The following is an 11765-nucleotide window of genomic DNA, read 5'->3' on the forward strand; positions in this document are numbered from 1 at the left end:
TCAGAGACGGTACCGGTTCCTGCCGACGACTCCGGGACGGAACGTCTCTCCGCAAATCGTTCGCGGACGAGGCTCCAAATCAGTCCCTTTTTACACGCCGCCGGGGAAGCACCCCCTATGAGCTTCGAGGAAGACGACCGCGTCGTTCTGCACGACGAGCACAGCGAATTCGACGGCGAAACCGGCACCGTAACCCAGACGATGGAGTCGATGTTCGGTGACGTCACGTACACCATCAGCTTCGACGACGGTCAGGAGGCCGGCGTCCCCGAGGACGACCTCGAGGCGGCCGACGACGTTGCGGACGCGGACGAGGAGTAGCCACCGCGTGCGGGCCGGCGCTGTCGCTCGGGACCGGCCACCGAATGGCACCACTGAATCGAACCGTCGCCACAATCCAGTCCGACACGACCGAGTCCGGCCCACTACCGGCCCGATAACGCACATCACTTCGACCCGCAGATGCCACAGATCCCGTTACACTACGTCGATTTGCGAACGTTCTGCTACGCCACCGAGGACGAAAAGCGCGTCGAGCAAGCGCTTCGGACCTTTCTCCCGGAGGAATTCGAAATCGACCGCGCCGAGAGCGAGGGCCACTACGGCGACCGCATCCTCGTCCTCTCGGCCCGCGTCGAGAAGGCGGACGACGTCCGACACGTCCTCTCGCGTCTCGCGGACCTCGAGACGTTCGACCAGTTGATCGACGAACTCGACGAGCGGGTCACCGAGAACACCGAACTGTTTCTGCGATTCGACAAACAGGCCGCCTTCGAAGGAGCGGTCCGCCTCGGCGACGGCATCACGTTCCGTGCGAAGGTCGAGGCCTATCCCGCGAAGAAAGAACAGGCGGTCGAAAACGCCAGAGCGGTCCTCGAGCGGCTTCGGGACGAGGAGTAGCCACGTGAATCGAGAGGCGCCCCGTCCACCGAGACGCAGTCTCCGGACGTCGAGACTGTGCCGACGTCGGCCGAAACGTGACTGACCACAGCCGCCTGTGCCGTTCGATATCGCCGGCACTGGCCCGGATACGGGGTCCGTTTCGCCGATTGCAAAGCCCTTTTGACTGGCCAGTCAGTAAGTTCGAGTAGTACCTTCCTGAATGACGGACGAGACGATTGCGGATCTCATGGAGGCGACGTACCGAGCGCTGTGCAAACACGGCTACGCGGAGCTGACGATGCAGGATATCGCCGCCGAATCGGACAAGAGCAAGGGGACGTTGCACTACCACTTCGAGGGCAAACAGGACCTCCTCGAGTCGTTTCTGGAGTATCTGCTGGAGGAATTCGAGGCGCGAACCGAGACGACTCCGGGCGAGACGCCGGCCGAACGACTCCACGAGTTTCTCGACGAACTGCTGACGCCGGCCGACGAGGACTCCGCCGAAGAATTTCGAACGGCGCTGCTCGAGATCAAGGCCCAGTCGCCGTACAACGACGCCTACCGCGAGCGTCTTGGCGAGTTCGACAGCGCGCTCCACGACCGAATCGCGGGCCTCGTCGCGGACGGCCGCGAGGCGGGGGAATTTCGCGAGGACGTCGACCCGGACGAGACGGCAGATTTCCTGGTGACGCTGTTCAACGGCGCGCAGACGCGAGCGGCCGCGGTCGATCGGTCACCCGAACTGACGAAATGTCACGTCCACGCGTACATCGACGAAACGCTTCGACCGACTGACTCGAGCGAACGAGGTGACGGGGCCGCGAGTTGCGCCGAGTGGCGGACTGAAACGGAGACGGACGTGGAGGCGAAATCGGAGACGGACGTGGAGGCGGAGACGGACACGGAGGCGGGCGAATGAGTCTCCTCGATCGGCTCGTCAGCTGGTTTCAGCGGCGGGTCTACGGACGATTCACGGGACTGTTCAAGGGTCGAGACGAGTTCGATCTGACCTCGGGTGACATCGCTCGGCCGCTGTTCTACCTGTCGCTGCCAATTATCGTGACGAACTTGCTGCAGACCGCGTACAACCTCATCGACACGTTCTGGCTCGGCCAGTACAGCACGGAGGCGCTGGCGGCGATCAGTTTCGCGTTCCCGATGGTGTTCCTGTTGATCTCGGTCGGAATGGGACTGTCCGTCGCCGGGAGCGTCCTCGTCGCTCAGCATATCGGCGCGGACGAGGAAGCCGAGGCGGAATACGCCGCCTCTCAGACCGTCGCGCTGTCGCTGCTCGGCGCAGTGATCCTCGGACTCGTCGGCTACGTCTTCGTCGAGGAACTGCTCGGCCTCCTCGGCGCATCGCAGGACGTGTTGCCGCTGGCGACCGAGTACATGCAGGTCATCTCGCTCGGCATGGCCTTCATGTTCGGCTTTTTCGTCTTTATCGCGCTCATGCGGGGCTACGGCGACACGATCACACCGATGCTGGTCATGTTCGGCTCCGTCCTCCTCAACGTCGTCCTCGACCCCTTCCTGATCTTCGGCTGGGGTCCGTTTCCCGAACTGGGCATTCAGGGCGCGGCTATCGCGACGGTCTTCTCGCGGGCCCTCGCGCTCGCCGTCGGGCTGGCGATCATGTTTCGCGGGGCCCGGGGCGTCCGCATCCGGCTCCGACAGATGCGCCCCGATCTCTCCTTCGCGAAAAAGCTCGTCGGGATCGGGTTTCCGGCATCGATCGAGGGCATGGGTCGCGCGCTCTCGATCAACTTACTACTGGTGATCGTCGGATTCTTTCCCACGTACGTCGTCGCCGCGTACGGAATCGGGACGCGGGTGTTCTCGGTGATCTTCCTCCCGGCGATCGCGGTCGCCCGCGGCGTCGAGACGATGACCGGCCAGAACGTCGGCGCGGGCAAACCGGAGCGAGCGAAAGCCGCCGCCGACTTCGCGGCTCGAACCACGTTCATCGTCCTCGGCGCGCTGGGAGTCGTCGCGTGGGTCGGCGCAGAGCCGATCATCGCCGCGTTCACCGACGACGCGCAGGTCATCGAGGTCGGCGTGACGTTCCTCCGGTACGTCGCGCCATCGTTCGGTTTCATCGGCGTCATGCGGGCCTACAACGGCAGCTTCCGGGGGACCGGAAAGACGCTCACCGCGGCCGGGATCGTGCTGGTGATCTACGGTCTCGTGCGCCTTCCCATCGCGGCGACGCTCTCGCAATCGGCCCTCGGCTATCGGGGGATCTGGCTCGCGTTCGCCGCGTCGAACGTCCTCGGTGCCGGTCTCGCCTACGGCTGGTACCGCCGGGGAACCTGGCGTCGCGTCGACGTGACCGGCGGGCCTGCCGCTCCCGGCCTGGGCGACGACGTCGAACCGAGTACCGACGATTGAGCCCACACGATACCCCCGCTCCTCGAGCAGCGATCACTGCGTCGTCGAACGGGGCGTTTTTGCCGTCCGCGCCAGAGACGTGAGGTATGCACGTTTCTGTCGTGGCCGACGATCCGGTTCGAGAGGCAGTCGTCGCCGCACTCGACGACGTCGATATCGACGTTCGCGAGACCGACCCGGGGGCGCTGGTCGACGCGCGCTTCGCCGTCGTCGGCGACGTCGTCGGTTCGTCGTCGTTCGACCGGGCGAACGAAGCCGCACGTGAAGGCTCCACGCCGTGGATAGCGGTCGAAATTGGCGGCGTCGGCGGCCACTCGTTACCGGCCGTCGATGCCGCCGTAACCGGCTTTGCGCCCGCGACCGGCTGTTTCGACTGTCTCCGCGCCAGAGTCACGTCGAACACAGAGGCCGAGGACGTAGCGGAGAGGCCCCAGGCAGATCGGAGCGCAGCGCGACTCGCCGGGGCGATCGCCGGTCGGGAGTGCGTCCGCGTCCTCTCGGGGGACGACGGCTCGATCGTCGGGCAGGTTCGAGAAGTTCCACACGCTCGACGGCCCTTGTTGCCAGTCCCCGGTTGCGAGTGCAGCGATGGGTCGCGAGATCGGACGCTCGACCGAGACGCCGACACGCTCTCGCTCGATGAGGCCGTCGAGCACGCGGAAAGCGCGATCGACGACCGGATCGGCCCGGTATCGAGCATCGGCGAAATCGAATCCTTCCCGGCCCCCTACTATCTCGCGACGGTCGCGGATACGACGGCGTTTAGCGACGCGAGCGCCCCGCAGCAGGCGGCCGGCGTCGCGGACGACTGGAACGCGGCGCTGATGAAAGCCGTCGGCGAGGGCCTCGAGCGATACTGTGCCGGCGTCTATCGCGATTCAGACTTCGTCCACGGACGCGAGACCGATCTCGAAAACGCGGTTCCCCCGACGGCGCTCGTCCGGCCGGCGGACGCGCCCGCCTACGATTCGAGCGACGGACACCGCTGGGTTCCAGCCGAGAATCTGGAGACCGGCGAACCGGCGCACTTGCCAGCGGCGGCGGTCCAGTTCCCGCAACCGGGTGCGGAACTGGTTCCGCCGATCACGACCGGCCTGGGCCTCGGCTCCTCGACGGTCGACGCCCTGCTATCCGGGCTGACCGAGGTACTCGAGCGTGACGCGACGATGCTCGCCTGGTACTCGACGTTCGAGCCTCTCGGGCTATCGGTCGATCAGCAGGCGTTCGAGACGCTCGAGCGACGCGCCCGGAGCGAAGGCTTATCCGTGACGCCGCTCCTCGTCACCCAGGATATCGACGTCCCCGTCGTGGCAGTGGCGGTCCATCGCGATCCGGACGGGTTCGACGGGCGAGCGTCGGATTCGGCCGCCGGTGGCGCCTGGCCGGCGTTCGCAGTCGGCTCGGCCGCCGGTCTCGACGCCGCTGCGGCCGCGACGTCGGCGCTCGAGGAAGCACTGCAGAACTGGCTGGAACTGCGGAGTCTCGGTCCCGAAGACGCTGCCGACGCGGGCGGCGCGATCGGCGAGTACGCGTCGTTCCCCGACCGCGCGCGGGCGTTCGTCGACGTCGAGCCCGCAGTCCCAGCGGCCAGCGTCGGGCCCGATTCCGTCCCGACCGGGCTCGATCGTCTCGAGTCGCTGTGTGCGCGGACGGTCGACGCGGGATTGACACCGTACGCGACGCGATTGACGACTCGCGACGTCGATCAGATCGGGTTCGAGGCCGTTCGTGTCGTCGTTCCCGGCGCACAGCCGCTTTTTACCAGTGACCCCTTCTTCGGCGATCGAGCGGAAGACGTCCCACGAGACCTCGGCTTCGAACCGAACCTCGAGCGGGCGTTTCATCCGTATCCGTGACTGGCGCGAACGGTCGCGTCCCGCTGGTCCGCGTTCGACGGCTCTCTCGCCCGTCGGTCGCGACGTCGTCGCTCACCGCGCGTCACGCGGTGCGGCCGTGACGCGCCGACGGTCCGCCTTCTCCTGCGAGATTATCCCGTCTCAGAATCGGTGGTCGTGCCGTTCGTCTCAGAACCGGTCGCATTGTCGGTCGTCTCGACACCACCCGTTTCGGGTTCGCCGGCTGGACCGGATCCTCCACCGTCTTCCCGCTGGATGTCCAGTTTCAGACCGTCGTCGGGGATCCGGACGACGACGAGGGTCGTACTCGGCGTGATCGTTCCTTCTTTGACTGCCAACCGCTCGCCGTCCTGTCCCAACTTCGTCGCGCGAAAGAGCTGTTCCGTCGCGTCGAGATGGGGCGACGTCGCCGATTGACCGGCCGTGATCGTGTAACTCTCGTCGTACGTTTGGCGGTCCGTCTCCGGATCGTAGGCCTCGAGCGTGAGGTTGTAGTACTGCTCCGCCTCGCTGTAGATCTCGACCGGCACCAGGCCCCGGAAATTCCCCTGGTAGTGTTCCTGTAGCGCCTCGACGCAACCGGAGAGGCTCACGGTGGCGGCGACCCCGACGGAACGAAGTACCCTACGACGGTTCACGTGCGGCGTTCGGGGTCGCACGACTGTAGGCGTTACTCTTCGTCCTTTGCTCCCTTGATCGTGATTGTCATCCTCTTCCATGAGATTTTTGAGTCGAGAGACGAATATCGGTTCATGGAGAAAATCGCAATCGATGACGTCGACGTCGAAGTCAATCCGATGGAAGTCCACTCGGTCAGACGGCCGGTCTCTGACGCGCTCGGATTTTCCGACTTCGCGATGAATTACTTCGAACTCGAGCCCGGCGAGTCGTTCTCCGGCGGACTGCACACCCATCACGATCAGGAAGAGGTTTTTTACATTCAGCAGGGAACTGCGACCTTCGACACCGAAGAGGGGGAGATCGCCGTGGACGAAGCGGAAGTAGTTCGATTTGCACCGGGCGACTTCCAGCACGGCTATAACGATACCGAGGAACGGGTCGTCGGCTTCGCATTCGGCGCGCCGAAGTCGAAACACGACTGGGATCAGATCGAGTCGATGGTCTACTGCCAGGAATGCGAAGACGAACTCGGCCACGGCCTCGAACTCACTGATGACCAGGCGTTTCAGCTCACGTGTACCGAGTGTGGAACCACGTTTACGCTCTGAATTCCGCCCTCTGGCAAATTTCTGCCGTCTGAGCGCGTGGACAGACGTCGGCGACAGACGAGTCACGGCGGTAGACGGGTGCGGGCCACACGGGTCGCGGCGTCACACGGGGCGGCCTCGTCGCCGACCGGGTGTCGGAAATTAGCCGGAACCTTTTCACGAGGGACCGAAAGGATCTACGTATGGCTACAGCAGACAGTTCGGCCGTGGGGATCGACACGACGCTTTTCATCACCGTCTCCGGGCCGCCGGGATGCGGGGCGACGACGCTCTGTGAGCGTCTCTCAGAGGAAATGAATTGCCCGTTCGTCTCCGGTGGCGACATCTTCCGCGAACTCGCCGACGACCGCGACATGAGTCTCAACCAGCTCACCGCGAAAGCGGACGAATCCGACGAGATCGATCGCGCGCTCGACCAGCGACTCCAGCAGATCGCCGAACAGTGGGGGATGGCCAACAAGCCGTTCATTCTCGAGTCCCGGTTGGCGGGCTGGCTGGCCGGTGAGCGAGCGGATCTCCGCATCTGGCTCGATGCGCCGGAAGACGTCCGTCTCGAGCGCATCGCCGATCGCGTCGAAACAGAAGCCGAAATGCGCGTTCGCGAGGTCAGCGAAGCCGGTCGCTACAGATCCTATTACGAGATCGATATCGACGACCGCGGGTTCTACGACTTGCATATCAATACCGCCCGCTGGTCCAAGAACGGCGTGTTCGCTCTCGTCCGCACCGCTATCGAGGAGTACGATCCCGAACTCGATGAGGGGGCCTTCACTACGCCCGCCGTAGATCTGTAGCGGTCATCTCGACTCATCGACCGCTCGAACGGGGCCGTTCTCGGACACCCGAAAAGCGACGGAAGGCGGGCCAGGGACGATGCGCCGCAGGAAAACGTCGTCGGATTCATCACAATAGCGCCTTCTGTCGGGTGGTCGGGTCACCGCTCGAGTCAGGTGAGCCCCGGCCGGAGGATCACTCGCTGTCCGGCGAGTAGTTCGGTGCCTCGTCGGTGATCACGACGTCGTGGGCGTGGCTTTCGGCCTGTCCGGCCGCAGAGACGCGAACAAACTCCGCCCGCTCTTTGAACGACGGAATCGTCTCCGCGCCGACGTAGCCCATCCCCGATTGCATCCCGCCCGCGAGCTGGTGGAGTTCGGACTTGAGCGTTCCCTTGTACGGCGTCGCGGCTTCGACGCCCTCCGGAACGTACTCGTCGTCCTCGTCGGGTTCCTCTTTGAGGTACCGGTCGCTGTCGCCGGATTTCATCGCGCCGACGGATCCCATGCCGCGGTATTGCTTGTACTTCTTTCCGTTCATCGTGACGACTCGACCCGGCGCTTCGTCGGTTCCAGCGAAGTAAGAGCCGAGCATGACCGCATCGGCACCGGCGGCGACCGCCTTGATAGCGTCACCGGAGTAGCGGATGCCGCCGTCGGCGATCACAGGGACGTCGTGATCAGCGGCGACGTCCGCGACCTGCGCGACGGCCGTGATCTGTGGCATCCCGGATCCCGAGACGACCCGGGTTGTACAGATCGATCCCGGACCGATTCCCACTTTCAGCCCGTCGGCGAAACCGACCAGGTCCGCGGCCGCCTCACGGGTTCCGATGTTGCCGACCACGACGTCAGCGTCGACGGACTCTTTGATCTCTCGAGCACCGTCGACGACGTTCAGGTTGTGTGCGTGCGCGGTATCGATAAACAGGACGTCCGCACCGGCCTCGTCGGCCGCGAGCGCACGATCCGACTCGAACGGGCTGACGGCGACGCCACAGCGAAGCCGCCCGTCGGCGTCTCGAACGGCTTCCTTGTATTCTCGACGCTGGAGGATGCCCTGCATCGTGACGAGCCCGACCAGCAAGTTCTGATCGTCGACGACCGGAACGCGCTCGATCTTGTGATCGTACATCAGATCGAACGCGTCACGCGCGTCGATATCCTGGTGGGCCGTGATAACCTCGTCCGTCATCGCTTCGGTGACCGGATCGTCCTCGTTGACCTCGAGGTGCGGCCGGATGTCGGTACTCGAGATGATCCCCAGTACTTCGCCGTTCGTGTTGACGACGGGTGCGCCGCCGACGCCCTGCCGGGCCATCAGTTCGTCGACTTCGCGAACGGTCATCTCCGGGTCCGCGGTGACTACCGAGTCGAGGGGGATGATGAGTTCGTCAGCGCTTTTGACACGCTCGATTTCCTCGACCATCTCGTCGACGTTCATATTTCGATGGAGAACGCCGAGGCCGCCGTGGCGTGCCATCGCGATGGCCATGTCGCTTTCGGTAACCGTGTCCATCGCCGCCGAGAGGATCGGGACGGAAACCTCGACGTTCTTCGAAACGCGTGACGTGAGATCCGCGTCGTCGGGTTCGACACGACTTTCCTTCGGCCGGAGAAGGACGTCGTCGAACGTTAGCGCTTCCGGTACCTGAAGTTTCGAAGAATAGGGCTCGTGCTCGGGAACGTCGTTCGCCATGTAAACCGTCCGGTCCCCCTGGCAAAAAACGTTGCGAGATGAACGCGGGTGTGTACGGTTGACGGGGCTCTCAGCGGCTGATCTACTCACGTGTCACAGCGGGCACGTCGGCTGGAGACGACGGTGTCGTGTCGTTTAGCGGCCTGTTCATTGCGGTCGGTTACTTTAGCAGGTGGACGAACGTCGTCGCTCGCTCACCGTCATTCCGCACATCCCCGTGCCGTCACTCCACGCATCCCCGTGCCGTCACTCCACGCATCCCCGTGCCGCCACTCCACGCATCCCCGTGCCGCCACTCCACGCATCCCCGTGCCGCCACTCCACGCATCCCCGTGCCGCCACTCCACGCATCCCCGTGCCGCCACTCCACGCATCAGCGTGCCGCCACTCCACGTATCGACAGTACCGAATCGAATCGACGAATTCAGCGCCAATATGCCGACCAGTTGTGTTCATTTTCCTCCGATTGTGACCGTTACTGACGAATATTCGTCGAGTCGTGAAACGCTCTCTCACACAACGTTTATTGAGAGTCCGCTCGTCTTTATGAATATGTACGCTGTGAGTACAGCCGCAGCCCGAATCGTCGGCCGGACGAGCTCCGACTCCGCCTTCATTGCCGAATTCGGGAATTTCACATCGAAACTCACAGCACCCGTCACGAATGCCAATGGGAACGACTGGTGTCCGGACCGGTCGGTACGGGATTGTCCATCCTCTCACCCACGGGCCTCGGGTTACGGCCATCGGCCCTGACCGATGAGTACGTCACAGCATCCGGTTGCGCTCCGGATGGAGCGCATCGTCGGGGGTGACGCCAGGCTCCTCGCGCTGGTCATGATGCTCCCCTTAGTCGATGGCGTCTTCCCCGCGCTGATCCTCGCAGACGCCCTCAGCGATCCGCTCGGCGCAATTCAGGTCGGGTTGCTGATATTCGGCGGGAGCGCCACCGTCGCCGTCATCCTCGCCGACATGGACGGTACCCCCCGCGAGCAGGCAGCCGTCGTCTTACTCGTCGGAGTGCCGTTGATCCTCCTCGCGGCGCTGGAAGCCGCGCTCTCGCCCGCTATCGAGAGCGTCATCGACATCGTCATCTTCGAGCGGTTCGCAGCCCTCGTCATCGCAACCATCGCGGCGAAGACCGCCAGCGCGACCATCGGCGAGTATCTGCCGAATCCCGTCGTCGTCCTCGGACTGGGGCTGATCGCGAGCATCGACCCCTCCAGCGCAACGTTCGAGGTGATGACCGATCCTGCCCTCGTCGCCCACGCGACCCTTGCGGCAGCAGTCGGCGTGGCCTTCGCACTGACCGTCGCCCTCCTCGGGCCCTACCTCCGAGAGTACATGGACATCGACCGATTCCGCTTCGGAAGTGCGGTTGCGCTGGGCTTGCTCCCACTGTCACTGCTCGGCATGGCCTTCGGCCAGGCGCCGCTTGCCGCCCTCGTAGTCGCCGCCCTGTTCGCCGTCGACCCGTCGTTCACCGGGACCGACAGCACGAACGCGAGTTCTGATTCCGATGCCGACGACGCGACCGTTCAGATGGGGACGCTGACGGATGGCGGTGCCGGCGACCGACCGACCGAGCACGACTCGAGGAGTTCTCAGAGCGAGGACGAACCGGGAACGTATCCGAGTGACGATGCGACGGATACGGCGGGTCGAGCCCCCTGGCTGTAGCCCGATTCTATCTCGAATCGAAACCACTTTAGGCAGGATACGCCAACGGAAATACGCGGGGTCGTGGCCAAGCCAGGCATGGCGACTGACTCCAGAGGCACCGCGCCCGGGACGACACTCCAGACTGATATACTGATCGGACACCTGATCAGTGTCCGTGTGATGACCCTCTGGAGTTCCGAGGCGCACCGGAGATATCAGTCGATCGGGGGTTCAAATCCCTCCGACCCCATACAGCCTTTAACTCTACCGGATTCGTACGAATTGGAATTGTCGGAAGTGAAATAATTGCGCCGAGGTGGTCGGCGTGACGATTTCCGAGGCAGATGCGGAACGCCTTCGGCAGAATCAGTCGGCCAATCCGCTGCCGACGAAGAGCCGGGAATTTCGGTGCACCGAGTGCGGTGCGCGCTGTACGTTGCTGCTCGACGGTCAGTCAGACGATAGTACTGCATTGATCGTTCTCGCCAAAAAGAACGAATAACAGCGTTTCGCTCCAATTCGTCGATTCATTGTGATGACCACCCTTATCGGCTAGCTGAACGAAGGGTGTTCTATGTACGACCAGATTCTACTCGCCACGGATGGCACGATTGCGTCGAAGAACGCGGAATCCCATGCAATCGAACTCGCCGAGACACACAATGCTACCCTTCATACTCTATTCGTCGTCGATGAGAGCATCTATACGGCATACAGTGGGGACGAGTATGTCGACGAGGCAGAGGGGCCTGAGCATGGACTCGAAGAACTCGGACAGGAAGCCATCGAGGAGGTCCGGAGTAGTGCGGAAGACAGTGGGGTCGAGATGATCGGGGCAGTAAAACACGGACATCCTGTCGATACGATACTCGAGTACGGAGATCGGCAAGATATCGATATGGTCGTCCTCGGCACGAAACACCGGCCAGCGGAATACCGCGCGCTACTCGGGAGTGTAACCGAGCGCGTGCTTAGACTAACCACTCGGCCGACAGTCGTCGTGAAAACGGAAGTCGACGAATAAACCCGGAGACTCAGTAGGATTCTGACGCCCCGGGTTTCGAAGCGTCTGCTCGTCAATGAGGCAGTCGTGTACGTCCTCGGGGGCAGCTATTCGGATAGTCCCCTGTTATGGAAGTTACAAGGCTAAAACCCTGCCCTTCAGGACGGGGATACAGCCGACAACTCCTCCATTGACCACGCTTGCTGGCACTACTGGATATTCCACGCTCGGGTCGTTGCTTTTAATATCCAATTTCCCATAACAGGT

At 63.4% G+C, this 11765-nt stretch carries 11 protein-coding genes and 1 tRNA gene; 10 read left to right on the top strand and 2 right to left on the bottom strand.

Going from position 1 to position 11765, the window contains the following annotated elements; genetic code table 11:
* Window positions 1-117: 117 nt before the first annotated feature.
* The 5 genes from NJT13_RS01380 (at window position 118) to NJT13_RS01400 (ending at window position 5132) form a co-directional block, all read left to right on the top strand.
* Window positions 118-321 (top strand): DUF1918 domain-containing protein, encoded by a 204-nt coding sequence (locus NJT13_RS01380; RefSeq protein ID WP_254523704.1) that lies wholly within the window; start codon window positions 118-120, stop codon window positions 319-321.
* 141 nt (window positions 322-462) lie between these two features.
* Window positions 463-900: an RNA-binding protein gene (locus NJT13_RS01385; protein ID WP_254523705.1), complete on the top strand. Its 438-nt coding sequence runs from the start codon at window positions 463-465 to the stop codon at window positions 898-900.
* 202 nt (window positions 901-1102) lie between these two features.
* On the top strand, window positions 1103-1804 hold the full coding sequence (locus tag NJT13_RS01390) for a TetR/AcrR family transcriptional regulator (RefSeq protein ID WP_254523706.1): 702 nt from the start codon (window positions 1103-1105) through the stop codon (window positions 1802-1804).
* Complete coding sequence (locus tag NJT13_RS01395; RefSeq protein ID WP_254523707.1) at window positions 1801-3276, top strand: MATE family efflux transporter; 1476 nt, start codon at window positions 1801-1803, stop codon at window positions 3274-3276. The genes NJT13_RS01390 and NJT13_RS01395 overlap by 4 nt, the downstream gene beginning before the upstream one ends.
* Before the next feature lie 86 nt (window positions 3277-3362).
* Window positions 3363-5132 carry a YcaO-like family protein gene (locus tag NJT13_RS01400; protein WP_254523708.1) on the top strand — a complete coding sequence of 590 codons (1770 nt, stop codon included), beginning with the start codon at window positions 3363-3365 and terminating at the stop codon, window positions 5130-5132.
* A gap of 131 nt (window positions 5133-5263) precedes the next feature.
* On the opposite strand, the gene NJT13_RS01405 is transcribed toward NJT13_RS01400, so the two are convergent.
* The gene (locus tag NJT13_RS01405; protein WP_254523709.1) at window positions 5264-5770 is read right to left on the bottom strand and encodes a hypothetical protein; all 507 of its coding nucleotides are present in this window, start codon (window positions 5768-5770) and stop codon (window positions 5264-5266) included.
* A gap of 114 nt (window positions 5771-5884) precedes the next feature.
* Here NJT13_RS01405 and NJT13_RS01410 point away from each other — a divergent pair, with 114 nt between their 5' ends.
* Complete coding sequence (locus NJT13_RS01410) at window positions 5885-6361, top strand: cupin domain-containing protein (RefSeq protein WP_254523710.1); 477 nt, start codon at window positions 5885-5887, stop codon at window positions 6359-6361.
* Window positions 6362-6543: 182 nt separating this feature from the next.
* Complete coding sequence (gene cmk, locus NJT13_RS01415; RefSeq protein ID WP_254523711.1) at window positions 6544-7155, top strand: (d)CMP kinase; 612 nt, start codon at window positions 6544-6546, stop codon at window positions 7153-7155.
* Window positions 7156-7330: 175 nt separating this feature from the next.
* On the opposite strand, the gene guaB is transcribed toward cmk, so the two are convergent.
* Entirely contained in the window at window positions 7331-8833 is a 1503-nt protein-coding gene (guaB, locus tag NJT13_RS01420; protein WP_254523712.1) for an IMP dehydrogenase, read from the bottom strand.
* Window positions 8834-9592: 759 nt separating this feature from the next.
* On the opposite strand from guaB, the gene NJT13_RS01425 reads away from it, so the two are divergent.
* The 3 genes from NJT13_RS01425 to NJT13_RS01435 all read left to right on the top strand — a co-directional run bounded on the left by NJT13_RS01425 (window position 9593) and on the right by NJT13_RS01435 (window position 11519).
* The gene (locus tag NJT13_RS01425; protein WP_254523713.1) at window positions 9593-10513 is read left to right on the top strand and encodes a DUF5794 domain-containing protein; all 921 of its coding nucleotides are present in this window, start codon (window positions 9593-9595) and stop codon (window positions 10511-10513) included.
* A gap of 57 nt (window positions 10514-10570) precedes the next feature.
* Window positions 10571-10745: transfer RNA gene (locus tag NJT13_RS01430), tRNA-Trp, on the top strand.
* Between the two features lie 324 nt (window positions 10746-11069).
* Window positions 11070-11519 carry a universal stress protein gene (locus NJT13_RS01435; RefSeq protein ID WP_254523714.1) on the top strand — a complete coding sequence of 150 codons (450 nt, stop codon included), beginning with the start codon at window positions 11070-11072 and terminating at the stop codon, window positions 11517-11519.
* The last annotated feature ends 246 nt before the right edge of the window (window positions 11520-11765 follow it).

The sequence above is a fragment of the Natrinema caseinilyticum genome (assembly GCF_024227435.1).
Classification (GTDB): domain Archaea; phylum Halobacteriota; class Halobacteria; order Halobacteriales; family Natrialbaceae; genus Natrinema; species Natrinema caseinilyticum.